Annotated in this window: 28 protein-coding genes and 1 riboswitch; of the genes, 4 read left to right on the plus strand and 24 right to left on the minus strand. The window is 37.9% G+C overall.

From position 1 onward, the window contains the following. Positions 1-44: 44 nt before the first annotated feature. Positions 45-1,787, minus strand: coding sequence for an adenine deaminase C-terminal domain-containing protein (locus tag BK574_RS16040; RefSeq protein WP_078429298.1), 1,743 nt, complete (start codon positions 1,785-1,787; stop codon positions 45-47). 130 nt (positions 1,788-1,917) lie between these two features. Between BK574_RS16040 and BK574_RS16045 the strand changes: the two genes are divergently transcribed. Together BK574_RS16045 and BK574_RS29065 are read left to right on the plus strand one after the other, a co-directional pair. Beyond that, positions 1,918-2,193: a YgaP family membrane protein gene (locus BK574_RS16045; RefSeq protein ID WP_075388983.1), complete on the plus strand. Its 276-nt coding sequence runs from the start codon at positions 1,918-1,920 to the stop codon at positions 2,191-2,193. 171 nt (positions 2,194-2,364) lie between these two features. Then, positions 2,365-2,469, plus strand: coding sequence for an EYxxD motif small membrane protein (locus BK574_RS29065; RefSeq protein ID WP_338020599.1), 105 nt, complete (start codon positions 2,365-2,367; stop codon positions 2,467-2,469). Here BK574_RS29065 and purD read toward each other — a convergent pair. From purD to gerPC, 15 genes are all read right to left on the minus strand, one after another. Next, positions 2,444-3,715, minus strand: coding sequence for a phosphoribosylamine--glycine ligase (gene purD, locus BK574_RS16050; RefSeq protein ID WP_075388982.1), 1,272 nt, complete (start codon positions 3,713-3,715; stop codon positions 2,444-2,446). The two genes, BK574_RS29065 and purD, sit on opposite strands and share 26 nt — an antisense overlap. A 20-nt stretch (positions 3,716-3,735) precedes the next feature. Beyond that, entirely contained in the window at positions 3,736-5,274 is a 1,539-nt protein-coding gene (gene purH, locus BK574_RS16055; RefSeq protein ID WP_078429299.1) for a bifunctional phosphoribosylaminoimidazolecarboxamide formyltransferase/IMP cyclohydrolase, read from the minus strand. A gap of 13 nt (positions 5,275-5,287) precedes the next feature. Next, on the minus strand, positions 5,288-5,854 hold the full coding sequence (purN, locus tag BK574_RS16060; RefSeq protein ID WP_078429300.1) for a phosphoribosylglycinamide formyltransferase: 567 nt from the start codon (positions 5,852-5,854) through the stop codon (positions 5,288-5,290). Continuing rightward, the gene (gene purM, locus BK574_RS16065) at positions 5,854-6,888 is read right to left on the minus strand and encodes a phosphoribosylformylglycinamidine cyclo-ligase (RefSeq protein ID WP_078429301.1); all 1,035 of its coding nucleotides are present in this window, start codon (positions 6,886-6,888) and stop codon (positions 5,854-5,856) included. The genes purN and purM overlap by 1 nt, the downstream gene beginning before the upstream one ends. 24 nt (positions 6,889-6,912) lie before the next feature. Continuing rightward, complete coding sequence (gene purF, locus BK574_RS16070; RefSeq protein WP_078429302.1) at positions 6,913-8,325, minus strand: amidophosphoribosyltransferase; 1,413 nt, start codon at positions 8,323-8,325, stop codon at positions 6,913-6,915. Then, positions 8,301-10,523 (minus strand): phosphoribosylformylglycinamidine synthase subunit PurL, encoded by a 2,223-nt coding sequence (gene purL / locus BK574_RS16075; protein WP_078429303.1) that lies wholly within the window; start codon positions 10,521-10,523, stop codon positions 8,301-8,303. Before purL ends, purF begins: the two co-directional genes overlap by 25 nt. Beyond that, positions 10,507-11,190, minus strand: coding sequence for a phosphoribosylformylglycinamidine synthase subunit PurQ (gene purQ, locus BK574_RS16080; protein ID WP_078429304.1), 684 nt, complete (start codon positions 11,188-11,190; stop codon positions 10,507-10,509). Before purQ ends, purL begins: the two co-directional genes overlap by 17 nt. Before the next feature lie 5 nt (positions 11,191-11,195). Then, positions 11,196-11,441, minus strand: a complete 246-nt coding sequence (gene purS, locus BK574_RS16085) for a phosphoribosylformylglycinamidine synthase subunit PurS (protein WP_075388976.1) — start codon at positions 11,439-11,441, stop codon at positions 11,196-11,198. Next, positions 11,429-12,136, minus strand: a complete 708-nt coding sequence (purC, locus tag BK574_RS16090; protein WP_420796994.1) for a phosphoribosylaminoimidazolesuccinocarboxamide synthase — start codon at positions 12,134-12,136, stop codon at positions 11,429-11,431. Before purC ends, purS begins: the two co-directional genes overlap by 13 nt. Before the next feature lie 84 nt (positions 12,137-12,220). Further along, positions 12,221-13,516 carry an adenylosuccinate lyase gene (gene purB, locus BK574_RS16095; RefSeq protein ID WP_078429306.1) on the minus strand — a complete coding sequence of 432 codons (1,296 nt, stop codon included), beginning with the start codon at positions 13,514-13,516 and terminating at the stop codon, positions 12,221-12,223. A gap of 53 nt (positions 13,517-13,569) precedes the next feature. After that, positions 13,570-14,694 (minus strand): 5-(carboxyamino)imidazole ribonucleotide synthase, encoded by a 1,125-nt coding sequence (purK, locus tag BK574_RS16100; RefSeq protein ID WP_078429307.1) that lies wholly within the window; start codon positions 14,692-14,694, stop codon positions 13,570-13,572. Next, the gene (purE, locus tag BK574_RS16105; protein WP_075388972.1) at positions 14,691-15,176 is read right to left on the minus strand and encodes a 5-(carboxyamino)imidazole ribonucleotide mutase; all 486 of its coding nucleotides are present in this window, start codon (positions 15,174-15,176) and stop codon (positions 14,691-14,693) included. Before purE ends, purK begins: the two co-directional genes overlap by 4 nt. 206 nt (positions 15,177-15,382) lie before the next feature. Further along, positions 15,383-15,484: riboswitch (purine riboswitch) on the minus strand. Between the two features lie 119 nt (positions 15,485-15,603). Continuing rightward, complete coding sequence (locus tag BK574_RS16110) at positions 15,604-15,813, minus strand: NETI motif-containing protein (protein WP_078429308.1); 210 nt, start codon at positions 15,811-15,813, stop codon at positions 15,604-15,606. 2 nt (positions 15,814-15,815) lie between these two features. After that, positions 15,816-16,355, minus strand: coding sequence for a DUF2179 domain-containing protein (locus BK574_RS16115; RefSeq protein WP_075388970.1), 540 nt, complete (start codon positions 16,353-16,355; stop codon positions 15,816-15,818). Positions 16,356-16,434: 79 nt separating this feature from the next. Continuing rightward, entirely contained in the window at positions 16,435-16,695 is a 261-nt protein-coding gene (gene gerPC, locus BK574_RS16120; protein WP_078429309.1) for a spore germination protein GerPC, read from the minus strand. A gap of 108 nt (positions 16,696-16,803) precedes the next feature. Here gerPC and BK574_RS16125 point away from each other — a divergent pair, with 108 nt between their 5' ends. Beyond that, positions 16,804-17,232 carry an Hsp20/alpha crystallin family protein gene (locus BK574_RS16125; RefSeq protein ID WP_078429310.1) on the plus strand — a complete coding sequence of 143 codons (429 nt, stop codon included), beginning with the start codon at positions 16,804-16,806 and terminating at the stop codon, positions 17,230-17,232. A 99-nt stretch (positions 17,233-17,331) separates the two neighbouring features. On the opposite strand, the gene BK574_RS27600 is transcribed toward BK574_RS16125, so the two are convergent. From BK574_RS27600 to BK574_RS16150, 7 genes are all read right to left on the minus strand, one after another. Then, positions 17,332-17,481 (minus strand): hypothetical protein, encoded by a 150-nt coding sequence (locus BK574_RS27600; RefSeq protein WP_158211680.1) that lies wholly within the window; start codon positions 17,479-17,481, stop codon positions 17,332-17,334. 3 nt (positions 17,482-17,484) lie between these two features. After that, on the minus strand, positions 17,485-17,745 hold the full coding sequence (locus BK574_RS16130; RefSeq protein ID WP_078429311.1) for a spore germination protein: 261 nt from the start codon (positions 17,743-17,745) through the stop codon (positions 17,485-17,487). 67 nt (positions 17,746-17,812) lie between these two features. Next, positions 17,813-18,373, minus strand: coding sequence for an isoprenylcysteine carboxyl methyltransferase family protein (locus tag BK574_RS16135; protein ID WP_078429312.1), 561 nt, complete (start codon positions 18,371-18,373; stop codon positions 17,813-17,815). A gap of 13 nt (positions 18,374-18,386) precedes the next feature. Next, positions 18,387-19,469 carry a type III polyketide synthase gene (locus BK574_RS16140; RefSeq protein ID WP_078429313.1) on the minus strand — a complete coding sequence of 361 codons (1,083 nt, stop codon included), beginning with the start codon at positions 19,467-19,469 and terminating at the stop codon, positions 18,387-18,389. Between the two features lie 252 nt (positions 19,470-19,721). Beyond that, positions 19,722-20,465: a reverse transcriptase domain-containing protein gene (locus BK574_RS29070; protein ID WP_338020600.1), complete on the minus strand. Its 744-nt coding sequence runs from the start codon at positions 20,463-20,465 to the stop codon at positions 19,722-19,724. Further along, positions 20,462-20,995, minus strand: a complete 534-nt coding sequence (locus BK574_RS29075) for a reverse transcriptase domain-containing protein (protein ID WP_338020601.1) — start codon at positions 20,993-20,995, stop codon at positions 20,462-20,464. Before BK574_RS29075 ends, BK574_RS29070 begins: the two co-directional genes overlap by 4 nt. A 619-nt stretch (positions 20,996-21,614) precedes the next feature. Then, complete coding sequence (locus tag BK574_RS16150; protein ID WP_078427323.1) at positions 21,615-22,787, minus strand: MFS transporter; 1,173 nt, start codon at positions 22,785-22,787, stop codon at positions 21,615-21,617. Between the two features lie 482 nt (positions 22,788-23,269). On the opposite strand from BK574_RS16150, the gene BK574_RS28860 reads away from it, so the two are divergent. Beyond that, entirely contained in the window at positions 23,270-23,446 is a 177-nt protein-coding gene (locus BK574_RS28860) for an aspartyl-phosphate phosphatase Spo0E family protein (RefSeq protein ID WP_078427322.1), read from the plus strand. A gap of 145 nt (positions 23,447-23,591) precedes the next feature. Here the strand turns inward: BK574_RS28860 and BK574_RS16160 are convergent. Then, a partial coding sequence (locus tag BK574_RS16160; RefSeq protein WP_078430893.1) for a M2 family metallopeptidase occupies positions 23,592-25,064 on the minus strand: 1,473 nt, incomplete at its 5' end.

The raw sequence follows: 25,064 nt of genomic DNA on the forward strand, positions 1-25,064 counted from the left end.
CACGACCTTTGACCACAATTATTAATTTGGTACCCTTTAATAGTTTAACGCATAATTGAAGGAAAGAGTACTTTTTTATTATAAACATCATATATTCCATGTTGCGTTACACGAATGTACGGCAAATGCGTAGACGAGATGAATAACAAACTGTAAATTGGATCTTCGTATGGATAACCACGGCGCTTTAATTCACCCACAAGGTGTTTCTCACTTTCAATCACTTCATTCATTGGTTGGTCTGACATTGTTCCCATTAACCTTAAAGGAATATTACTAATGACGTTTTCATCTTCAACGAGAACGATGCCGCCCCCTTGTTGTTTCAATTGTTCAAATGCAATCATCATATCCTTTTTATTCTTACCAATTAAAACAATATCTCCAGTATGAGAAAACGAACTAGCAAATCCAGAAATCTCATTTCCAAAACCTTTAATAATCGTATTTATACGCCATTTTCCTTTGCGATCTAGTAAGACAAAGAAACTTTCACAATGTTTTTTAGACAAGTGTTCTCCTGTACCTTCAACTGATATTTGAAATGGTTTAAGAATAACAGAATTCACAAGTTCAATACCCATTGGCATCGAAAAATGTAGATCTTCTTCCGTTATATCCCATTCTAGTTGTAATGGCTCCATACCATATTTAGCCCATGGAAAGCTCTCATATTCTTCGACAACCGTTTCATCGCGTACAATCCACTGCCCTTTAGCCATAACAGAAGTCGGGACTGGATTATCCTTAGCTGATAAGAAATTAAGGTGTGCAATCCGTCCAGGTGCAATCATTCCGACTTTATAATCTAAATTGTAATATTTCGCTACATTATACGTTGCCATATTAAACGCTTCGACTATAGGGACACCACATTCAATAGCAATACTAATTAAGTGATCCACTACTCCCTGCTCATAAAATGTAGGGGTCGAGCCATCCGTTGTTAATAAACAATTCGAAAATTCATCAACACCTAATCCAATCATTTCTTTTAACAATCTTGGTAAATCAGGACGAATGGATGAATGACGGAGAGAAGTTGTGTATCCTAGATTTAATCGCGTCACTACATCTTCGCCTGTCATCGCTTCATGATCAGATGTCACTCCTAACAACGCCATCTGAGTAAGCGTTCGTTCAGAAGCCCCAGGAAAATGTCCTTCAATCGGCTTTCGTAACCGCCTTGTTTCCTGCATCCAATGTAAAATCGAGTCATCACCTGCTAAAACCTTTGGCCAAGAAGTAAGTTCTCCACCTTGAACGACAAGGTGATGTTCAAGCCAGGACTTCATACGTGAATTTGAAAAGTACTCTTCTTCCTCTCCAATTTCCGTTTGTGCATCATATCGGGCCCACCAATACATTGAAGTTGGTAGCTCATCCAATTCCTCTATTAAAGAAAGCGCTTTCTTTTTTTCGAGATGTAAAAAGATCATTAAATTATCATTAATCAATGTTGTTGTCCCTCTAGTCGATGCATATTTAGCAAAGCTGTGGGGATTATATAACTGGAACGGATGTGAATGCGGCTCAATATAACCTGGTACGATATACTGACCACTACAATCATAAACCGTAGTTCCTTTTGTCATCCCTGGCATTTGATCGCCCACATATACGATCCGGTCTTGATAAATCCATATATTAGCTTTCAGCCACTTTTTTCTTACACTATTTAAATATGTGGTATTTTTTAAAACAACAGTAGGGGCTAACTCTCCACGAATGACCGCTAGTTGTTGTCTTAATAATTTTTTTGTCCAACGATAGATAGTTTCAGCCATTTCCTTCACCCATTTCTTATTTGAGGATGTTTATATTATCGTACCATATTTTCACCGTTTAACACATTAAAGTTATATAACTTTATTTGAATTTTTTAAAAACATTTTTTATGTGAGGGGGTTTTCTACGATGAAACCAAATATTGGATTAATAAATGCATTCGTTCGTATCAGTTGCGGATTTTCCTTACTAGCATGGGCTACTGCAAAATTGGTCCGAAAACCAAACCAAAATATGCCACTGTTCATTGCTATGATGGGTGGAATGAAGGTAGCAGAAGGAATAACTCGGTTCTGCCCCATAACTTATATGTTTGAAGAGCAAATTGTGCAAATAAAAAGACAAAATAATGAACAACAGACGACACCTCAAGCTGAAAAGTTTGAAGAACGAATTAACAGCTAGTCTTGTTCCTTACTTTATGAAATTAAGGCTTGAATCATGTTAAAAAAAAGAGGCTAACTCATTAAATCGTTTCTGTGCACTCGTACTACAAAACATACAGTACTATGCTAAACACCACAAGGTGCATAGATACGATTGAGTAGCCCCTTAATTACAAGGAGATGATTTATCATGTTAACAGAATTTGCAATCGATTCTTTATTTATTTACGCTTCAGTCATTGGTTCGATTATTGTTATTGTTTATTTTTTTATGAAGAAAAAGCGCGCCCGATAGCCTTGTTTCCGATGTCTTTTCGGAAAAATAGCCCATCACTTTGTACTTTTTCAATCTCTTGATACACTTGGTCTTGAGCTTCTTTTAAGGTTTGAGCCTTTCTTGCGACAAGTAAAACTCTACCGCCATTGGTTACAAATTTTTCTCCTTCTAATTTCGTTCCTGCATGAAAAACAAGCGTTTCTTTTTCTACCGTCTGCAATCCATCAATTACAGCACCTTTTTCATATTCTAGTGGATATCCTTTAGAGGCCATAACGACACCAACAACAGCTTCATCAGACCATTTTAGTTCAACAGCTTCTCCATCTAACAGTTTGTCAATTACGTCAACCATATCTGAAGCTAAGCGCGGCAAAACAACTTGTGTTTCAGGGTCACCAAAGCGAGCATTAAACTCAATAACTTTAGGTCCTTGATCAGTCATCATTAAACCGGCGTATAAAATACCTGTAAAGTGGCGTCCTTCTGCAATCATTGCATTCGCCATCGGTTGTAAAACCTTTTCAACCGCTTCTTGTACGGATGCATCATCAAATTGGGGAACTGGAGAATAAGCTCCCATGCCACCTGTATTTGGACCTTCATCATTGTCATATGCTCGCTTATGGTCTTGAGCTCCAACCATCGGAAGTACAATGTCCCCATGAACAAATGCCATTAAAGAAAGCTCTTCACCTGCTAAATATTCCTCGATAACGACCTTAGCACTTGCTTTACCAAACCGACTATTTTCTAGCATTTCATAAAGAGCAGTCGTTGCCTCTTCAATAGTCATCGCAACAACAACACCTTTTCCAGCCGCTAAACCATCCGCTTTAATAACGATCGGTGCTCCTTTTTCTTCTACATAAGCTTTTGCTTCCTCATACGAAGTAAATGTTTCATAATAACCAGTAGGGATGTTGTACTTATGCATAATTTCTTTAGCAAATGATTTACTGCCTTCAATTAATGCAGCTTCTTTTTGTGGGCCGAAAATCTTCAACCCTGCCTCTTGAAATTGATTAACAATTCCATCTAGCAAAGGTACCTCTGGCCCTACAATCGTTAAATCAATTTGCTCCTTTTTAGCAAATTCGATCAATTGTTTGTGATCATTTTCTGAGATCTCTACAATCGTCGAAACATCTTTCATTCCAGGATTACCTGGCGCAACGAAGACTTGTTTAACTTTTGAACTTTGTGCTGCTTTCCAAGCTATCGTATGCTCTCGTCCACCACTACCGACAATTAGTACTTTCATGGTTCTTATCCCCCTTCATTTTAGTGTTTAAAATGACGAACTCCTGTAAATACCATCGCGATACCTAACTCATTAGCCTTCGCAATCGAATCCTCATCTCGGATTGAACCACCTGGTTGAATAATTGCTGTAATTCCAGCCTTTCCTGCTTCCTCGACTGTATCATTCATTGGGAAAAAGGCATCTGATCCCATTACAGCTCCTTTTGCTTCCTGACCAGCTTGTTCGATTGCAATTTTTGCAGCACCAACTCTGTTCATTTGACCTGCGCCTACTCCGATCGTCATCTCATTCTTAGCTAAAACAATGGCATTCGATTTCACATGTTTTACAACTTTCCAGGCTAACTTCAAAGCTTTCCACTCTTCTTCAGACGGTTCACGTTTTGTTGCTACACTAATTGTAGCTTCATCTAATCCAAACGTATCTTCCTCTTGTACGAGTGCACCACCGTGGATTGTTGTAAGTTTTAGTTCAGCTTTATTAGCTTTTTCAATTGGTAATGTTAATAGTCGTAAATTTTTCTTCGTTGTTAAAATTTCTAAAGCTTCCGCTGTAAATGAAGGAGCGATAATAATTTCTAAGAAAATTTCTTTCATCTTTAACGCCGTTTCCCGATCTATTTCTTGATTAGCTGCAATAATTCCACCGAAAATCGATACTGGGTCAGCGTCATACGCTTTATCATACGCTTGCTCAATCGTCTCACCAACACCAACACCACAAGGATTCATATGCTTAATCGCAACTACTGCTGGCTCTTGAAATTCTTTCACGATGGCTACTGCCGCGTCAGCATCATTAATGTTGTTGTAAGACAACTCTTTACCATGAAGTTGTTCAGCTTGTGCAATCGATGTCGTCGGACCAAGTGGTTTACGGTAAAAAGCAGCTTTTTGGTGAGGATTTTCTCCGTAACGAAGATCTTGTTTCTTTTCGAATGTAACCGTTAATGATTCAGGGTTTTCTTCATTTACTTCTTTTGTTAAGTATTCAGCAATTACCGCATCATAAGCAGCTGTATGACGGAAAACCTTTGCAGCTAATTTTTTACGAGTATCTTCTGCAACCTTACTTTCTTCTTTCAGTTGCGCGATAACAGTTTCGTAATCAGTTGGATCTACAACAACCGTCACATGTGCATGGTTTTTTGCTGCTGCACGTAACATGCTCGGGCCACCAATGTCGATATTTTCAATTGCATCAGCAAATGTAACGTCAGGTTTAGCAATCGTTTGTTGGAATGGGTATAAGTTAACAACTACTAAGTCAATCGGAGTAATATTATGTTCTTGAAGTTGCGAAAGATGATCCTCACTTTCACGCATTGCTAATAGTCCACCGTGAATATTCGGGTGTAATGTTTTCACACGTCCATCTAAAATCTCTGGAAAGCCAGTTACTTCAGAAATTCCAATGACGTTAACCCCAGCCTCTTCTAGTGCCTTTCTTGTTCCTCCAGTAGAAACGACTTCTACACCTAACTCTACTAATTGTTGAACGAAAGGAACGATCCCTTCTTTATTTGATACACTAACTAATGCACGTTTGATTGACATCTTAGTGGCCTCCTTATTTAGATAAAAGATCTTTTAAAGTTTTATAATACAGGCGATGCTCTACCTGTTGGATTTTTGTCGTTAATGTTTCTCTTGTTTCATCTTCATCTACAGAAACTGCTTCTTGAGCGATGATTTGTCCTGTATCCATTCCTTCATCCACATAATGAATTGTAACACCTGTCACTTTTACACCTGCAAGAAGAGCTTGTCCAATTGCATCTTTACCAGGAAAGGATGGTAATAAAGAAGGGTGAATATTGACAATCTTTCCTTCAAAGGAACGCAATAATGTTGTTCCAATTAGTCGCATATACCCAGCTAGAACAATGAACTCAATATTTCTTGTTTGTAATTCATCGACAATCTCTTGTTCGAACTCTTCCTTACTCACATAGGCATTTGGGTTAAATACAAACGTGTCAATCTCGTGTGATTTTGCCCTTTCGATCGCCTTAGCTTCTGATTTATCACAAACGAGAAGAGCGATGTGAGCACTTAGCTCGCCTCGCTCAATCTCATTAATAATCGCTTGAAAATTAGAACCACTTCCAGAAGCGAAAACAGCTATATTTTTCATTACTCGAGTCCTCCAATAGACACGCCTGCTTCTTTGGTCACGCGACCGATAATATAAGCTTTTTCACCACTCTCACTTAACTTTTGGAGAACAGGTTGCAACTCATCTTCAGAGACGACGACTGCCATGCCAATCCCCATATTAAATGTAGAAAACATATCTTTACTTGAAATGTCACCTTTATTTTGAATAAGTTCAAAGATGGCGTGTATTGGCCAAGATCCAAAGTCAATATGCGCGCCTACACCGTCTGGTAACATTCTCGGAATATTTTCATAAAACCCGCCACCCGTGATGTGTGCAAGCCCTTTAACCTTGAATTCTTTCATAATTTGTAGTAATGGCTTCACATATATTCTCGTAGGTTGAAGTAACTCATCACCTAATGCTCGACCTAAACTTGGGATCTCTTCTTGAAGTGATAATTTGGCTTGATCAAGCAAAACTTTACGTACTAACGAAAATCCGTTGGAATGAAGTCCATTTGAAGCAATTCCGATAATTACATCGCCCTCTTCAATATCATTTCCTGTAATAAGTTCTGACTTTTCTCCTATTCCAACGGCAAATCCAGCTAAATCATATTCCTCTTCAGAATACATGCCTGGCATTTCCGCAGTTTCACCGCCAACAATCGCACACCCTGCTTGTTCACATCCATCGGCAATTCCTTTAACAATCGCTTCAATTCGTTCAGGCACCGCTTTTCCACACGCTATATAATCAAGGAAGTACAATGGTTCTGCCCCTTGAACAACAATATCATTAACACACATCGCAACGGCATCAATACCTATAGTGTCGTGTTTATCCATCATAAAAGCGAGCATTAACTTTGTACCAACACCGTCCGTTCCAGAAACAAGGACTGGCTCTTTAAGATTAAACTGAGAAAGATCGAACATGCCTCCAAATGACCCAAGTCCACCTAGTACTTCGGGACGTTTCGTTCTGGCTACATGTTTTTTCATACGTTCTACTGCTTCATAGCCAGCTTCTATATCGACTCCAGCTTTTTTATATGCTTCAGACATCGTTTTTCCTCCCATCCACGTACTCTAGCACTTATCGTGAGGGTGCATTGTATGAGGATAAATTTCTGTTGGATAATTCCCTGTAAAACATGCAACACATTGTCCGCAATTAGTATCTTCATTCGATCTACCAATTCCTTCGAGCATACCTTCAACGCTTAAAAACTCCAAACTATCAGCGCCCATCATTTCTCTCATTTCTTCAATACTATTACTTGCAGCAATTAATTCTTCTTTTGTAGATGTATCTATACCATAAAAGCAAGGGTTCGTAATTGGCGGTGAACTAATACGCACGTGTACTTCTGTTGCCCCAGCTTCTCTTAACATTTTTACAATTCGACGGCTAGTTGTACCGCGTACGATCGAATCATCGATCATAACGACTCGCTTACCTTCAACTACACCACGGACTGCTGAAAGTTTCATTTTTACACCCTGTTCACGTAATTCTTGTGAAGGCTGAATAAATGTACGACCGACGTAACGATTTTTGATTAATCCTAATTCGTAGGGAATTCCTGTTTGTTCTGCATAACCAATGGCTGCAGAAATACTTGAATCAGGTACTCCTGTCACAACATCTGCTTCGATTGGTGCTTGTAAAGCAAGTTGTTTTCCTAAATTTTTTCGCGCTTTATGAACATTGATTTCATCAACATTACTATCAGGGCGAGCAAAATAAATATATTCCATACTGCAAATGGCTCTTCCAGAAGATTGCGCAAACATTTCACTTCTAATTCCTTCATCGTCAATGACGATTAGTTCACCTGGTTTTACTTCTCGCTCAAATTTTGCTCCAACTACGTCAAAAGCACAAGTTTCAGATGCAACAACATATGCCTCTCCCAGTTTTCCTAAAGAAAGTGGTCTTAACCCATGAGGATCTAATGCGACCATTAGTTTATTTTCCGTTAACACGACAAAAGCATAAGCTCCTTTTATCATGGTTAAAGAGTTCATCATTTTATCTTCTAAACGAGGATACGTACTTCTTTTAATAAGGTGAGCTAATACTTCAGTATCAGAAGTAGACTGAAAAATACTTCCCATGCTCTCGAGTTGGTGCTTCAATTGATTGGCATTCACTAGATTTCCGTTATGGGCAATCGCAAGACTACTTGTCTGTGAACGGAAAAGAAGAGGCTGAACATTGGCTAAACCGCCTCCTCCTGCCGTTGCATAACGAACGTGACCAATAGCTGCTTTACCATATAGTGTTTCAAAGTCGTTTGAAGCAAACACTTCATTAACAAGACCTAACCCTCTATGAGCTGTTAATTTTTCTCCATCCGTAACGACAATACCTGCCCCTTCTTGTCCGCGGTGTTGCAGACTGTGCAAACCGTAGTACGTGATTTGGGCTGCATCTTTGTGTCCCCAGACGGCAAATACCCCACACTCTTCATTTAAGCCTTTGATTTCAGCAAGCATGGAATAGCTCCTTTCCAAGCTGTAGCAAGTTCTTCTTGTGTTGCAGTAAACAAAACTTGATTATTTGAATTAATGGTAAGTACTTTATCGTTTGTGACTTCACCGATTACTTTAGCGTCTACAATCTGTTCAAATTGTGCTTGGTTTTCTTTTTTCACAGTAACAACAAAGCGTGATTGAGATTCAGCATAAAGTTCAGTAATGACATCTTCGCCAATCTTCACAGAAGCTCCTACTTCACCGTCAATCATACTTTCAGCAACAGCGACCCCTAATCCACCTTCAGCGATGTCATGAGCAGATTGGACAAGTCCTGAACGGATGGCTTGTAATAATTGTTGTTGACGTTGTTTCTCTTCCTCTAAATCAATAACAGGTGCTTTACCTGAAATACGTCCTTCGACTAACTTTTGAAGCTCACTACCGCCAAATTCCTTCTTTGTATCCCCGAGAAGATAAATTACGTCTCCAGCTTCTTTAAAATTCTGTGTTGTAATATATTCTGTTTTCTCGATTAAACCGACCATCCCAATTGTAGGTGTTGGATACACAGCTTCTCCACTTCTTTCGTTATAAAGAGAAACGTTACCACCAATAACTGGAACACCAAACGTGCGACATGCTTCACTCATACCATCTGTTGATTTCTCTAATTGCCAGAAGATTTCTGGACGTTCTGGATTACCGTAGTTAAGGCAGTCTGTAATTCCTAGTGGTTCTGCACCAGAACAAACGATATTGCGTGCCGCCTCAGCAATCGCAATCTTTCCGCCAACTTCTGGGTCTAGGTATAAGTAGCGAGAGTTACAATCTGTTGTCATTGCTAATGCTTTTTCTGTTCCACGGATACGAACTACCGCTGCATCAGATCCAGGTGAAACAACTGTATTGGTTTGAACCATATAATCATATTGATCATACACCCACTCTTTACTAGCGATCGTAGGTTGGGAAAGTAAGTTAATGAGTGCTTCTTTTGCATCTTCAATTTCAGGAGCAACGTTTTCTTGTGATTGGAACTCACTATAGTAAGCTGGTTCTTTAGATGGTTTGTGATAAACAGGTGCATCTTCAGCAAGTGCATCTACTGGAACATCAGCTACAACTTCACCTTTGTGAAGAAGGTGTAACTTTTTATCATCTGTAACGTATCCAATCTCACGACACATTAAACCCCATTTCTCAACGATCTCACGGATTTCTGCTTCTCTTCCTTTTTGAACAACGATCAGCATACGTTCCTGTGACTCGGAAAGCATCATTTCATAAGGTGTCATATTCTTTTCCCGTTGTGGAACTTCATCTAAGTTCATTACGATACCTGAACCCGCTTTACTCGCCATCTCTGCCGAAGAAGATGTAAGACCTGCAGCACCCATATCTTGAATTCCAACTAATGCATCTGATTGGATAATTTCAAGACTTGCTTCAAGTAAAAGTTTTTCCATAAATGGATCTCCAACTTGAACTGCTGGACGCTTCTCTTCAGAGGCTTCGCTTAACTCTTCAGAAGCAAATGTGGCTCCGTGAATACCGTCACGACCAGTAGAAGCACCAACGTACATTACCGTATTACCTACACCTTTTGCTTGTCCTTTTTTAATATCCTTATGATCAATTAAACCAACACACATAGCGTTCACAAGCGGGTTTCCTTCATAACAAGGGTCAAATTGAATTTCTCCACCTACTGTTGGGACACCTACGCAGTTTCCGTATCCCGCAATCCCTGCAACGACTTCTTCAAATAAATATTTCACTTTCGGCGAAGTTAGTTCACCAAATCGTAGTGAGTTTAAAATAGAAATCGGACGGGCCCCCATTGAAAATACATCACGTAAAATTCCGCCTACACCTGTTGCCGCACCTTGGTATGGCTCAATAGCAGATGGGTGGTTGTGACTTTCAATTTTGAATACAACCGCTTGGTCATCGCCAATATCAATAATTCCAGCTCCTTCTCCAGGACCTTGAAGTACTTTTTCCCCATCAACTGGGAATTTCTTTAGAAGAACTTTTGAATTCTTATAACTACAATGCTCTGACCACATAACAGAAAATAAACCAAGCTCTGTATAATTAGGTAAGCGACCTAAAATCGACTCGACCATACCAAATTCTTCATCTGTTAAGCCCATTTCTGCATATATCTTTTGTTCTTTAATCATTTCAGGAGTTGGTTCACGATGTAGCGACATGGGTTTCCCTCCAGTTTCGCAAAATTGATTTAAATAGTTTCAGTCCATCTTCACTGCCTATTAGCGGCTCTACCGCACGCTCTGGGTGAGGCATCATCCCAAGTACATTTCCTCGTTCATTCATAATACCAGCAATTTGCTCAAGCGAACCGTTAACATTCGTCTTATAAGTGAAGACGATTTGCTTGTTTTCTTTTAACGATACGAGTGTTTCCTCATCACAATAATAGTTTCCTTCACCGTGAGCGACAGGAATTGAGATCACTTGACCTTGCTCATATTCTGAGGTAAATAATGTTTCATTGTTTTCAACAACTAAATCAACAGGACGGCAAATGAATTTTAAGTTTTCGTTACGCTTCATCGCCCCTGGTAATAATCCAGCTTCAAGAAGAATTTGGAATCCATTACATACGCCAAGTACAGGCTTTCCAGCTTCTGCAGCTTCAATTACAGACTCCATGATGTTCGCAAAGCGGGCGATTGCCCCTGAACGTAAGTAGTCTCCATAAGAAAAGCCCCCTGGTATCAAAATACCATCAAATTTGTCCAAATCTGTCTCCGCATGCCATACATATTCTACTTCTTCACCAAGTGCATCTGAGATAGCATGAAACATATCCGCATCACAGTTGGAACCTGGAAAGACAATAACTGCATATTTCATAGAGTTTATGCCTCCTCTACTTCAAAGCGGTAATCTTCAATAACTGTATTAGCTAGAAGTTTTTCACACATTTCTTTCACTCTTGCATCGAGGTCTTGTTCACTTTTATTAATTAATAACTCCATGTATTTACCAATACGTACATCTTCTACTTCGTTATACGTTAATGCATGTAGAGAACCTTTCACTGCAGTTCCTTGTGGGTCTAATACACTTTCTTTTAATGTAACGAATACTTTTACTTTGTACATGATGATCCTCCTAAGCGATTTAAAATTTCTTGATATCCATCTTGTAAGTTTCCTAAATTCCGACGATAGACGTCTTTATCAAATTTTTGGTTTGTATCTTTATCCCAAAGACGGCATGTGTCAGGTGACACTTCATCTGCGAGAAGTAGCTCACCATCATTGGTCATCCCAAATTCAAGCTTGAAATCTACTAAAAGTACATTGATTTTTGCAAAAACTTCTTTTAGAACTTCATTCACTTGTAAACATTTTTCACGCATAATCTCTTGTTGTTCTTTCGTTGCGATATTTAACACTCGAATATGGTCTTCTGTCACGAGTGGATCTCCCAAATCATCATCTTTGTAGTAAAATTCAACAATCGGATCCTCCATCACTGTGCCTTCATCGATACCTAGTCGCTTAGATAAGCTCCCAGCGATAATGTTACGAACAACCACTTCAAGTGGGATGATCGTTACTTTCTTTACAAGTTGTTCTGTTTCTGATAGTCGATTGACCCAATGATTTTCAATTCCCTTTTCCTGAAGCTTCTCAAAAATAATGGAAGTGATTTCATTGTTTAAACGTCCCTTACCAATGATCGTGTCCTTCTTCTCACCGTTAAATGCTGTGGCTTCATCTTTATATTCAATCCACAGAATATCTTTTTCGTCTGTTTCAAATATTCTCTTTGCTTTACCTTCGTATAACATGCCTCTTTTTTCCACAGCGAAGCCCTCCACATAATTTAGAAAATTTGAATGGATAAGGGGAGAACAAACTCCCCATTGATTTTTTTATACTAAACCTAAACGATCAAAAATTGTATCGACATGCTTTAAGTGATGATTATAATCAAAACAATCGTTTATTTCTTCAGGTGAAAGCATCGATGTAATTTTTTCTTCCTGCTCGACTAACTCACGGAACTGAATGCCTTTTTCCCACGCTTCCATTGCTTTCGGTTGTACTAAATCATAAGCTTCTTCTCGAACCATACCTTTATCAATTAATGAAAGAAGCACACGTTGAGAATAGATCAGTCCATAAGTTCTTTCCATATTTCGTTTCATATTTTCAGGGAACACCGTTAAGTTTTTCACAATGTTACCAAAGCGATTTAACATATAGTTAAGTGCGATTGTTGCATCTGGAAGAATCACACGCTCCGCTGATGAGTGAGAAATATCGCGTTCATGCCACAATGGAACATTCTCATAAGATGTCAGCATATAGCCACGAATTAATCTTGCTAGCCCCGTCATATTTTCAGATCCGATTGGGTTACGTTTATGTGGCATTGCTGAAGATCCTTTTTGTCCTTTTGCAAAAGCTTCTTCCACTTCACGCGTTTCACTTTTTTGTAATCCGCGAATTTCCACTGCAAATTTCTCAATCGATGTCGCAATTAACGCTAATGTTGCCATATATTCTGCATGACGGTCACGTTGAAGTGTTTGTGTAGAAATTGGTGCCGCTTGAAGCCCTAATTTTTCACATACAAACTGCTCAACTGCTGGGTCAATATTTGCATAAGTTCCAACAGCTCCTGAAAGTTTCCCAAAGCGAACACCTTCAGCCGCTAATTTAAATCTTTCTAAGTTTCGTTTCATTTCTTCATGCCAAAGTGCTAGTTTTAAACCAAATGTTGTCGGTTCCGCGTGTACACCGTGAGTACGGCCCATCATAACCGTATATTTATGTTCAATCGCTTTATTTTTCAATATTTCAATGAAGTTCGTAATGTCTTTTTCGATGATTTCGTTTGCTTGTCGGAGTAAATAAGAAACTGCTGTATCAACAACGTCTGTTGATGTTAATCCGTAGTGAACCCATTTACGTTCTTCACCTAAAGTTTCTGAAACTGCTCGAGTAAATGCAACCACATCATGGCGTGTTTCTTCTTCAATTTCTAAAATTCGGTTAACGTCAAACCCAGCATTCTCTCTAATTTTCTGAACATCTTCTTTAGGGATAATTCCTAATTCAGCCCATGCTTCACAAGCAACAATCTCTACTTCTAACCATGCTTGATAACGATTTTCTTCTGTCCAGATTGAACCCATTTCAGGTCGTGTATAACGTTCGATCATTTATTTTCCTCCATCAACAGTTAAAATTATTTTTCGTTGTTATTCTAGCACATTTACCAAATTTCAAGTGCATTTACTTTTTCAATAGCCTCTTCTGTGGAGTTGGCTACTATATTAATATGGCCCATTTTCCGACCTTTTTTCGCCTCAGCTTTCCCATAAAGATGTAGCTTTATTTCTTGGAACTGATCAACCTTTTGCATCAATTGTGGAAGATGTTCCCCAAGGATGTTCACCATTACAACTGGTTTAAGCAATGTCGTTTTTCCAAGGGGCCAATTACAAATCGCTCGTATATGCTGTTCAAATTGGGAGGTCTCACAAGCATTTATTGTGTAATGGCCTGAATTATGCGGTCTCGGTGCAAGTTCATTAATATAAAGCGTACCCTCACTGGTATAGAACATTTCTACAGCAAGTGTTCCAACCATGTCTAAACCACTCGCTAAACGAAGGGCCATTTCTTTTGCTTTCCCTTGTACACCCTCATCTATTCTTGCTGGAACAATCGATTGGTGCAAAATATTATTCACATGAATATTTTCAGCAACTGGAAACGTCTCAGCCTGTCCCCTTACATTACGAGAAACAATCACTGATAATTCTTTTTCAAAGGTAATCCATTGTTCTAAAACTAGTTCACCACTAGGCTTTAATAGTTCAAATGCTTCTTGAATTTGATCTCTTTCCTTTATGACGTACTGACCTTTTCCGTCGTATCCACCTCGACACGTTTTTAAAACGGCGGGTAATCCAAGATCTCGTATCCCTTGTTCTAAATCTACTAACTCATTTACAGAAACGTAAGGAGCTACCGGTAAACCTAACTTTAGGATCGCTTCCTTCTCGCTTATACGATGTTGTGTTGTTTCTAATAATTTATATCCTTGTGGTAAAAATAAATTTTCATCAAGCCATCTTGCTGTCTTTCTATCAATGTTTTCAAATTCATACGTTAATACATCACATTTTGCAGCTAATTTTTGGGCGCCTTGTAAATCATTATAATTTGCAACGACTTCAACATCGGCAATTTGTCCACACGGTGAATTTTCTTGAGGTTCTAAAACGGCAATCTTAAATCCCATTTCTCTCGCTGAAAGAGCCATCATTCTTCCTAGTTGTCCACCGCCAAGTATACCAATCGTTTTCCCAGGCTCTACTAATCTGTTACTCATAGTTGATCACTGCTTTCTAGTACTTGCTTTCTTGTGTCTTCTCTTCTTTTTTCAAGCCGTATGCTAATTTCTTCATCATAAGCACCAATGAACTGCGCAGCAAGTAAACCTGCATTCGTAGCTCCTGCTTTACCGATTGCCACCGTTGCTACCGGAACCCCACCTGGCATTTGGACGATAGACAAAAGAGAGTCTAGACCATTTAATGCTTTAGACTGAACAGGAACACCAATGACTGGAAGCACTGTTTTAGCTGCCACCATCCCTGGGAGATGCGCTGCTCCACCAGCACCAGCAATAATCACTTTTAGTCCTTTTTCTTTAGCTGTTTCTGCATACTCAAACATTAAGTCTGGTGTCCTATGCGCTGATACTACTTGTTTCTCATAAACAATCCCTAATTCATCTAGAACAACACAGGCATGTTTCATCGTTTCCCAATCTGAAATACTTCCCATTATGACACCGACCAAAGGTTTCACACTAAGTCCCTCCATCATAGACTTTTTTATTTATATCTTTATTTTTAGTAACACTCAATTTACTGCCATAAACGGCAAGAGTTAATATCAATTTTATTTTTACTTAATAAAAATAAGCCTATACTTGGTTTCTACTTTAGAGAGAAAGTAAACCATAGTAAGGCTTAAATAAAAGTTACCTGGAAGCCCCATAATAACTAAGGGCCTTAGATGCTACTTTCCCTCATAGTCCGACAATTTACGGTCGTCAGGTAGAAACTTTTGAGCCTTATTCTCAAATTTATATGAGGTACGTTCATATTCAATTGCTACATTTATCTTAGCAGTATGTAAGATTACTTGTCAACTGAAAATCGAACAATAATTTTATTTATAAAAATAATGTTCGTGTTTTACTTAGTTATTTACAAGTATCGTGAAAATACGACTAATTTTCTTCCTTTAGAGTGCCCTCAAATACAATCTTTTGACGGATTGGTTTAACTTCTTTTTTACCGTTTTTTGTAATCTCTTGAAACACAGGCTCTTCCATTCTACGGGTAGGCTGGTAGCCTTCTTGGTCCATTCTTTCTAAACACTGAGCAATGGTTTCATTTTCTCCTACTTCAAATCGTAACTTCTTTTTTTGTTTACTCATAACTACCTCCGAATTCCTTTCACCCAGAACCCACCGTAAAACGTTTTCGGTTCATGCGAGATAATAAACGCTTTAGGATCTAACGCTTTGATCGTTTTGTATAAATGGTCTTCTGATTTGCGTGATGTTAAGATCTCCATCATAAGTCGCTCTCCTTCACGACCATAAGCGACCCAGTTTGTTACGCCGTAACCTTTATCACGGAGTGCATTCGGTATATCAGGTTCGTATTCTTTTGTAATTACGTTAACAGTGATATAACCTAGAGCTAATTTCTCCTCTACCTTCATCCCAATTAGCACACCAATCGCATACCCTACAGCATAGGCTATTAAGTTCTCAATACGATCTAAATTTTCTAACACGAGCCCTAATCCAACAATATATATAATAACTTCCACAATACTAACCGAAGCAGCAAAATACCTTTGCCCTTTTAAAGTAAAAATCATCCGAATGGTAAATAAGGTCACATATATTATATTGATAACTAAAATAATGATAATGATCATAAACCAATTACCAAGTAACCAGCTAATCATCAAATCACCCCTCTCCTATAAGCTTGTCCTTATTAAATTTTGTTAGTATAACAAAAAAAATAACTGAAGAAAAGAGTTTCTAGTCACCCTCTTCCTCAGTATTCTCATTAACCTCCCCAATCATATTTGAAACATCATCAATACTTGCTTCCCCAGACCAACCAATATTTAATGTTCCTTTTAATTCTTGTACATTAATTTCCTGTATTTTATAGTTGATATTTTCTATTACTATTGGCCTTACTTCGTCTAATTGATGCTTTAGCTCCTCATTTTCTTGCTCCAACGCTCGGATGCGTTGCTCCAGTTGCTTTAACATTTCGTAAAACTGTTGATACATCAAATCCGCTCCTCACACATCCTTATTTGAGTCTTTCTACTATTGTATAAGCACAAAACGGACGAAATAACATAAAATTTAGCAAATAGAAAAATTAGGTGATCGTTAATGAATAAGTTTAGTCAACTTCAACAGTGGAAGAAAAGCTTGACGAAGTTTATGGATGAAGACTTTTGGGTCGATTTTCAAGACATGATGTATGAAAATAGCCCGAAGCTTAACCTTTATGAATCAGGCAATGAGTTATTTTGTTTAATTGCCTTACCAGGGTTAAAAGAAATTAGTCAAATAGATGTCTATGCATATCAAAGAGTTCTTGAAGTAAAGGGGCAGATTAACCTACGTTTTCCCCATTATCGTTTAGTTCAAGAGGAGCTGCTACATGGTAAATTTGAGCGAACGATCGAACTTCCTTATCCTGTAAGAGATGATAAAATCGAGGCCACGTATCAAAGCGGGATTTTATATGTACATTTGCATCGTCTCATTTCACCCTCTGAAGAAAAGAAGCGAGTAAATATTCAACAGTTAGATTAAGTAAAGGCTTGCGGTACTAATATTTCACACACTGAGCCTAAATTCAACAGTGTTTCACATTTTACTATAACACAGTCTACGTAAAAAAACGGATGAACATTACTCTTGTTCATCCACCTTTTCGTTAGTGTTATTTTTTTCTTCGTCATAATTAATGGTTGGTTTTATAATTACCGTTTTCCCAATATTAAGTGAGCCATTTAGCGTAATATTATTCACATTGATATTAAGAATGGATACCTTTATCATCCCCTAAATGGCTCCGCTTCCAGGGGTTTGTACTGATGGTGATGCCAATTCTGCTTCATTTTGAACTTGGTCCTTAAAGTCCGAGTCATTTGCCCAGTTCCTCGATGGTGTCCATTGTGGAGATGCGTCTCCAATCGTCGTATTCATTCCTTGTGATTTAAAGTTAACATTATTTCCATCAAAAGCAGCATTACCAAAGTTGACGGATCCGTTAGATGCAACATTATGGACCTTAATATTAAAAATATTATTAATCACTGGCATGTCAAATCATCCTTTTCATAGTGATTACTTTTATTGTATGAACAAAATGACAGAACCGTGTAGTAATTTAGTCTTTTTCCACCGTCGGAATGAAACGATAACGCCCATTAAATTGTTCTTCGTAATTTGTAACCTCTCTTAAAGCCTCTTCTTCTTGACGAATTCTTACTGAAAGAACGATAGCATTTAAAATTGTAAAAATAACCGCTGTGCCGTAAGCTTGAAAAATAAGTGGTAGTGTAATAATTTCTAAACCAACGATTACATAATTAGGGTGGCGCATGTATTGATAAGGTCCTTTCGCCACTACATTTGCCCCAGGCAAAACAATGATTTTGGTATTCCAAAATTCCCCTAATGAAGTTAAACTCCACACCCTTCCCATTTGAGCGAGGATGAACATTAGAAACGGAACAAACCACCACACTGCAGGCTTTAATCCAAAATAAACAACTTCAAATAAGAAACTTACAAAAAACAGGGTATGTAAAATCACAATCCATTTATAATGTTCTTTCCCTACCTCATAAGCTCCCTGTTTTTTCATCCAGATTTCGTTCCTTCTAGCAATTAATAATTCAATTACCCTTTGTATGATGACAACTAATATCGTGGTAAAAAACAACATCATATTCACCTCCCTATCTCCATTCAACAAGTACGAGTTCAGAACAAAAACCAGGGCCTAATGCTCCAAGTAACCCTATATCACCTAGTTCCGTTTCTATACCCATGACTTCTTTTAATACATATAAAACAGTTGGTGATGACATATTCCCATTTTCTCGAAGGACTTTCCGAGAGTGGCGGGTCATCTCCTGATCGATATCTAAAGTTTTTTCGTAAGCATCAAGTACTTTTTTTCCACCAGGATGTCCAATAAAATGAGTAACATCTTTTAAATGAAGTCCATATTGAGTTAAAAATTCATCAATGACTGGCTTCAACCACTTTTCAATAATGGTTGGAATGTCTCTTGAAAAAACAACAAATAATCCGTTATCCTTTATATCCCATCCCATCACTTCTTCAGAGTAAGGCATTAAACAGGAGTGTGTACCTAGTACATAGGGTTTTGGATCTTGGGTTACTGAATAATCACTTTGATCCCCACCTATTAATACACAGGCAGCTCCATCCGCAAAAAGCGATGTTCCTATTAAATTACTCTTTGTTCGATCATTCCTTTGAAAGGTCAAACTACACAACTCAACGCACAACACTAGTACTTTTGCTTGTGGAAACGCTAAGCAATATTCATAAGCTCTACTAATCCCAGCCGCGCCCCCCGCACACCCTAAGCCCCATATTGGAACTCTTTTTGTATGGCGCGAAAAGGGTAAGTGATTCATAATTCTGGCTTCTATACTTGGAGTTGATAGTCCTGAACTCGATACAAAAAAAATAGCTTCTATTTCTGAACAATTAATAGTTTTTTTTAGAAATTCAGGATTGGATAAACAACTCCGAATCACTTCAACACCATACTCTGTCGCTAACTTAATATATAAGTCATTCCGCTCCCCTAACGAATGGTCAGCTTCAAACCATGACATCGGAACAGCAAAATTCCTCTGTTCTATTTGACCGTTTTGAAATGCTTTTAATAACCTTTCAATATCTTGAAAGTCCTTTGTAAATAATTCTTTTGCAAACTCAGTCGTCATATCTTGTTTTAGTGTATGAGGTGGATTAAAAGTACTTACTGATAAAATTGATGGCATATCAAACCTCCAAAGGTTATGGAAAAATCACCCTATTACTTATAGTATTTTCAAATTTCTACATTTGATACCCATTTTCTACCATACAAAGGTTACACCGCCATCATTACGAGGTTTTTTATAATTATTTAGGCTATTCATCGTCATAGCTTAATCAAGTTTTTTTGCAATCGAGTAGGTGGAAAATAAGTTAACCTATTTTCGCCCCTCTCACAACACCGTACATACGGGTCTCGTATACGGCGTTTCAATTTATATTACAGTGTGTACTTTTAAGTAACGTTCTAAAGCAGAGGGTACTCCCCTTTGTTTTAGTCTTTTGTTTGAGATTGCTTTTTGAACAACTTTCGATAATCCGATATACCGATAACCTTTCCGGCAGAACGTTAATCCTTTCGCTTCTTCTTCAGGTATCCCTAATTGAGTTAGCGACTTGATTTGTTTTTTCGCTACCTTCCATTGTTTCCAGATGATTACCCTTAATCTTGAGCGTAATTTCTTATCTATTCGACTCATTGCTGTTTTCATATTTGCGATTCTAAAGTAATTCACCCATCCGAATATGACTTGTTTCAGTTTCAGTATTCGGTAGTCTAACGGAACACTCCAATTTCGCTTTGTCAATTGTCGAAGCTTCCTTTGAAATTTCTGTACTGAAATTGGATGAGGCCGCACTTGATATCTCTTGTTATTAGGATCATAATAATACCCAAATCCCAAGAATTTTAACTCTTTTGGGCGAGAAACTTTACTCTTTTCGGCATTTACTATCAATCCTAATTTCTCTTCTATAAATCTCACGATTGATTTCATCACTCTGTCAGCGGCTTTTTCGCTTTTCACAAAGATGAGTGCGTCATCAGCGTATCTTATGAATCGTAATCCTCTACTTTCTAATTCCTTATCGAGTTCATTCAACATAATATTACTCAATAATGGACTGAGGTTACCTCCTTGCGGAGTCCCGATTGGTGTTTCTTCATATTTCCCATTCACATGACCCCACTAACAAGATATTTTCTTATTAGAGAGATAACGTCTCCATCATCTATTGTGTTGGCAATAATTCGCATGAGTTTATCGTGGTGGACTGTATCGAAGAATCTTTCAAGGTGAATGTCCACTATCCAATCGTGTCCATCATTCAGATATTCCAAGCTTTTTATAATTGCCATCTCACAACTTCTTTTTGGTCTAAAGCCGTAACTGAATTCACTGAACTGCTTTTCGAATATCGGACTAAGTACTTGGTGAATTGCTTGTTGAACTACCCTATCCACTACTGTTGGTATTCCCAATTTGCGCATCTTTCCATTTTCTTTTGGGATCTCCACTCTTAAGGCAGCTTGTGGTTGGTATTTTCTTGTTCTGATGCGCTGGCGCAGTTCATCCTTGTTCTCTTTCAGATATTGTTTTAGTTCGTCGACTGTTACTCCGTCGACCCCACTTGCACCCTTATTTCTATAAACACGCAGGTAAGCTTCGTTCATGTTTTGATTACTTAAAATCTGCTCTAAAAGCTTCACACTCGTTTCTCCTCTCCTCTCACGTAGTAAGTGATAGCTCCATTTTGGCTATCCTTTGAGATACGCTCATTCTTTCACCATTAACACATTCGGAGTTCGTCACTTACGCATTCGTGGCGTTGAAACACTATAAATTGTTCAGCCCTTCATGAGATTACTCATTACTATGGCTTCTGCTGACTTCTTGCGGTTAACCTTTTGCGAATGTACATATGTACATTCGCAAGATCTCCCAGGGTAAGACAACTATCTTTCCTCTTTTACTCGCCTGATTTACTCTATAAAGTTACGCACATCTTTTGGACTTTGACTTGTCATGGAACCTCATCCCTTTATAAAGCCTTGGTATCAGATTTCTGTTCGTCGAGCCAAGATTTTATTCCACGCTTCCTCTAGCCCTTACCTCACGATAAGTACCTTGCGCTTCCTTAGTGGTTGGTCGATGTGTACCCCCACAGTGGACTTTCACCACCTAGATAGTTGCCATGCCTGGCACACAAGAAAAAGAGCTGAAAGTCATTTATTGACTTCAACTCTTTCATCTTTAAGTTATAGAAGAAAACATACTTTCATGAATTACTGGGGTTCGTCATCAGAATGATCTAAGGTTCTTTAGATTTTATGATTGTTCGTCAACAGCACGTTTCGATTGTACAACATAAAATCGATATAAGATAAATGCGACAACAGATAAGAAAATTCCCGAAATATAAGGCAGTCCTATTGCAAACGTAAAGAGGAAACCACCTAATGGCGGGCCTAAAATTCTACCTAGGGAGTCAAAAGAAGATAGCAATCCTGTTGAACTTCCGTAACCAGTTGCTGATTGTTTTGTAATAAGGGAAGATACACTTGGACGAATCAGACCATTTCCAATTCCAAATATGGATAAAAATATGGCAGCTGTAGTAAAGTTGTCAATGAATAATATGAACCCAAAGCCCACTGCAGAAACCGTAATCCCAATTTGGATAACAGTACCTTCACCGTATTTTTTTGTTAACCTTCCAACGAGTCCACCTTGAACAATTGCCCCTGCTAACCCCATTATCATAAATATGTAACCTAATTGAACAGGTCCTAGCCCTGCTCTTTCCGCAGCAAAATACGCAAATGTTGCTTCAAGTCCAGCTAATGATAACGAAACAAACAACTGTAAGTAAAACAAAATTGATCTTGATCCTTTGAGTTCGTTACGTAACGATGTTTTCTTCGAAGCTCGTTCAGCTCTACTTTCAGGGGAAAGAGACTCTTTTAATAGGAAAAACACGAGTAAACTTGTAATGAAAGCGGCAATGGTAGCTACATAAAACGGCATGCTCAAACTGAATTGTGAAAACACTCCTCCAATGGCAGGACCAAAAACGAATCCAAGTCCAACCGCTGCTCCAATAATCCCCATCCCTTTGCCACGATTTTCTTCTGAAGTTATATCGGCTACATACGCCATTATAGTTGGCATATTAGCAGCTGACAGAAACCCACCGATAATTCGGGCCGCAAACAGCATCCATAGCTGGGTGGAAAGTGCCATAAATAAAAATGACATAGCTAATCCTAATATCCCAATGATAATAACAGGCTTTCGACCGATACGATCGGAAATTCTTCCCCACATCGGTGCAAAAATGAGCTGCATGAAGGAATAAGTGGCCATGAGTAAACCTAACTGAGTAGGAGATGCTCCCATTTCTTCAGCGTAAAAAGGCATAACAGGAATAATGATACCGAAGCCAACCATAACAAGAAACATGGTTGCAAATAAAATAGAAAGTTCTTTTTTGAAATTCATAGTGGATATGTTCACTCCAAATTGGCAGATATTTTAACTTAAATTTTTGTTTGATCCATTGCTGAAAAGGTATTAGTAAATAACTGTCGAACGAATATCTATACTTTCTTTTATTCTAGCATAGAAGAACGGACTTTTATATTTCAAATAAACAGATGATTTTCGATTGCACTATAGTATCCCGCTTTACTTTTATCTTAATAATTGACAGTATATGACTCACTTATTATGTATAAGCTGTATTATAGCACAATGTTACTTAATAATTCCTTGTCACTTTATGTTTGTGTGACTGATGAACATCATATTTCATAATCATCATAGACTTTGTCTGAAACTGCAGTTCAAATTTCATATGCTAAAAGAAATTTTGATAGAAAATCTTTCGAATTACTTAACATTTTTATATAAAATACATTATATTACATATGTATTCATTTTATAGAACAGAACTTTATTTACATTTTGATAGGAGTTAAGTTATGAGTATAAATATAGAGGAAATTATAAAATTAGAAAATAAAATTGAATGGTTGCGAAACCAGATGAATACTAATGGTAAACTGAATGGGCTTAACCATTCCGAAACCCTTAAATATAGCCAAGAACTTGATCATTGTTTGAACAAATACCACCAAGTTAGTTCCAATCCAAAGTAACTCGTTAATCTAATATTTAGTGTTTATCCCTATTCCTTTTCCAATATACCATCTAATTTAATCCATTTATCCTCATATTATCCATCATTCTTGCGATCTAATTATAAAAATCCAGTGAGCAACTATTTCTCCCTGGATTTGTTTATTACTTTTGTTCCGTTTTACAGTAAGCATCCACAAAAAACTGAGGGTTAAGCGGTTCTCCAGTTACTTTTTCAATTTTCTTATTCCAATGATATTTTGATCCTGGTTGAAAAAACTGTTCTTTTAAAAATTGACCTACTTTTGTTGTGAAAAACGGTACTGATAACTTAGATTTTATATACTGATGAAGTTGGGCAGAAGTCAGCTCACCTAGTAGATAATTTTGATAATAAACAGGTGCTAATGTAAAGTGGATTTTCGCAGCCCAATCTGGTTGATTACGTCCTTCAGGCGGATTGATCAATTGAATTTCTTTGACTAGCTTCCACCATAAGGCGTTTAAGTCTTGTTGTGGATTTTCATATAGCTCTCTTTCAAAAAATACAAACGTAATAATCCACCTTGCTGAAATGAGCATTTTTAATTGTTCATACTTTTCTAATGCTGGAGCCAATGTTTCTAACTCATCTTCCTCGATTTTTACAAAGGTTGCTAACCATTCTTTGTTGCCCGTCATCTTACCAAACAGCATCGCGATCGCTTCTGTTGTTAAGATGTGAGCAGGTGTTCTTAGAAGTTCAGGTAATTCCAAATCTAAGTATTTAAAATAGGCCGCGTGCCCGAACTCATGCAACATCGTACCCATCCAGTAGGAATTTGGTTGATTGTTACATAAAACACGGGTGTCTCCCCTACGATCCATATCGATACAAAAGGCTGTTGGATTTTTTCCAGGACGGGGATTTAAGTCACTTTTTGCATATAGATCTTCAATTGGAATATCCATTGCAGCAAATGTTTCTGCTGTTAATTTTTCGATATCTGCATTTTTAAAATATCTGTCCAAATTAGTTACTTCTGTTGCAGGTGCCTCTTGGAAAAAAGGATCGACATAATGCCATGGCCTTAATTCCAATTCCGTGATCCCAAACTTTTTAACTAATTGCTGATCTAATTCTTTTTTTAACTTACGATAGGTAGTATCAGATAATTCAATTAGGTTTTCGAAGATTGTAAAAATTTCATCGCGATCCAATTCTTGATTTTCAAACGACATTTCGTGAAAGTTATTATAGCCAACAGCTTTTGCTGCATGATTTCTTTTATGAACAAGGGATAACAGCTTCTCTTCGACCACTTGACCAACTTCTTTTGACGCTTTCCATGCGTTCATACGTTCTTGTTCGTCTAAACTATTCATTAAAATACTGCGGATGTCATTTGCCGATAACTTCTCCCCATTCACTTCTGGCTCGTACGTATTAAACATGTGATTTAACTCTGCAGATAGTTGAGATAACTCCTTCAGACTTTCCTTAGGAAGTTGATTTTCTCTAGCTGTATTTTGTAAACTTTTGAGTTGCCTCTTTTCAAGAGCAGTTAATTTATCTTCCTGCAAATAAGTTTTAATACTTTCAAACAAGTTGGGGTTTGAAAAATACGTTCGAAACTCCGTCTGTGCTTCCCCTACTTT

It is taken from the genome of Alkalihalobacterium alkalinitrilicum (assembly GCF_002019605.1).
Taxonomy (GTDB): domain Bacteria; phylum Bacillota; class Bacilli; order Bacillales; family Bacillaceae_F; genus Alkalihalobacterium; species Alkalihalobacterium alkalinitrilicum.

What these genes read in the sequence shown, in the direction of transcription:
- BK574_RS16040 (WP_078429298.1), bottom strand. Translation starts at nt 1,787, where the DNA reads ATGGCTGAAACTATCTATCGTTGGACAAAAAAATTATTAAGACAACAA.
- BK574_RS16045 (WP_075388983.1), top strand. Translation starts at nt 1,918, where the DNA reads ATGAAACCAAATATTGGATTAATAAATGCATTCGTTCGTATCAGTTGC.
- BK574_RS29065 (WP_338020599.1), top strand. Translation starts at nt 2,365, where the DNA reads ATGTTAACAGAATTTGCAATCGATTCTTTATTTATTTACGCTTCAGTC.
- purD (WP_075388982.1), bottom strand. Translation starts at nt 3,715, where the DNA reads ATGAAAGTACTAATTGTCGGTAGTGGTGGACGAGAGCATACGATAGCT.
- purH (WP_078429299.1), bottom strand. Translation starts at nt 5,274, where the DNA reads ATGTCAATCAAACGTGCATTAGTTAGTGTATCAAATAAAGAAGGGATC.
- purN (WP_078429300.1), bottom strand. Translation starts at nt 5,854, where the DNA reads ATGAAAAATATAGCTGTTTTCGCTTCTGGAAGTGGTTCTAATTTTCAA.
- purM (WP_078429301.1), bottom strand. Translation starts at nt 6,888, where the DNA reads ATGTCTGAAGCATATAAAAAAGCTGGAGTCGATATAGAAGCTGGCTAT.
- purF (WP_078429302.1), bottom strand. Translation starts at nt 8,325, where the DNA reads ATGCTTGCTGAAATCAAAGGCTTAAATGAAGAGTGTGGGGTATTTGCC.
- purL (WP_078429303.1), bottom strand. Translation starts at nt 10,523, where the DNA reads ATGTCGCTACATCGTGAACCAACTCCTGAAATGATTAAAGAACAAAAG.
- purQ (WP_078429304.1), bottom strand. Translation starts at nt 11,190, where the DNA reads ATGAAATATGCAGTTATTGTCTTTCCAGGTTCCAACTGTGATGCGGAT.
- purS (WP_075388976.1), bottom strand. Translation starts at nt 11,441, where the DNA reads ATGTACAAAGTAAAAGTATTCGTTACATTAAAAGAAAGTGTATTAGAC.
- purC (WP_420796994.1), bottom strand. Translation starts at nt 12,136, where the DNA reads ATGTTATACGAAGGTAAAGCAAAGAGAATATTTGAAACAGACGAAAAA.
- purB (WP_078429306.1), bottom strand. Translation starts at nt 13,516, where the DNA reads ATGATCGAACGTTATACACGACCTGAAATGGGTTCAATCTGGACAGAA.
- purK (WP_078429307.1), bottom strand. Translation starts at nt 14,694, where the DNA reads ATGAGTAACAGATTAGTAGAGCCTGGGAAAACGATTGGTATACTTGGC.
- BK574_RS16110 (WP_078429308.1), bottom strand. Translation starts at nt 15,813, where the DNA reads ATGAGTAAACAAAAAAAGAAGTTACGATTTGAAGTAGGAGAAAATGAA.
- BK574_RS16115 (WP_075388970.1), bottom strand. Translation starts at nt 16,355, where the DNA reads ATGATTAGCTGGTTACTTGGTAATTGGTTTATGATCATTATCATTATT.
- gerPC (WP_078429309.1), bottom strand. Translation starts at nt 16,695, where the DNA reads ATGTATCAACAGTTTTACGAAATGTTAAAGCAACTGGAGCAACGCATC.
- BK574_RS16125 (WP_078429310.1), top strand. Translation starts at nt 16,804, where the DNA reads ATGAATAAGTTTAGTCAACTTCAACAGTGGAAGAAAAGCTTGACGAAG.
- BK574_RS27600 (WP_158211680.1), bottom strand. Translation starts at nt 17,481, where the DNA reads ATGATAAAGGTATCCATTCTTAATATCAATGTGAATAATATTACGCTA.
- BK574_RS16130 (WP_078429311.1), bottom strand. Translation starts at nt 17,745, where the DNA reads ATGCCAGTGATTAATAATATTTTTAATATTAAGGTCCATAATGTTGCA.
- BK574_RS16135 (WP_078429312.1), bottom strand. Translation starts at nt 18,373, where the DNA reads ATGTTGTTTTTTACCACGATATTAGTTGTCATCATACAAAGGGTAATT.
- BK574_RS16140 (WP_078429313.1), bottom strand. Translation starts at nt 19,469, where the DNA reads ATGCCATCAATTTTATCAGTAAGTACTTTTAATCCACCTCATACACTA.
- BK574_RS16150 (WP_078427323.1), bottom strand. Translation starts at nt 22,787, where the DNA reads ATGAATTTCAAAAAAGAACTTTCTATTTTATTTGCAACCATGTTTCTT.
- BK574_RS28860 (WP_078427322.1), top strand. Translation starts at nt 23,270, where the DNA reads ATGAGTATAAATATAGAGGAAATTATAAAATTAGAAAATAAAATTGAA.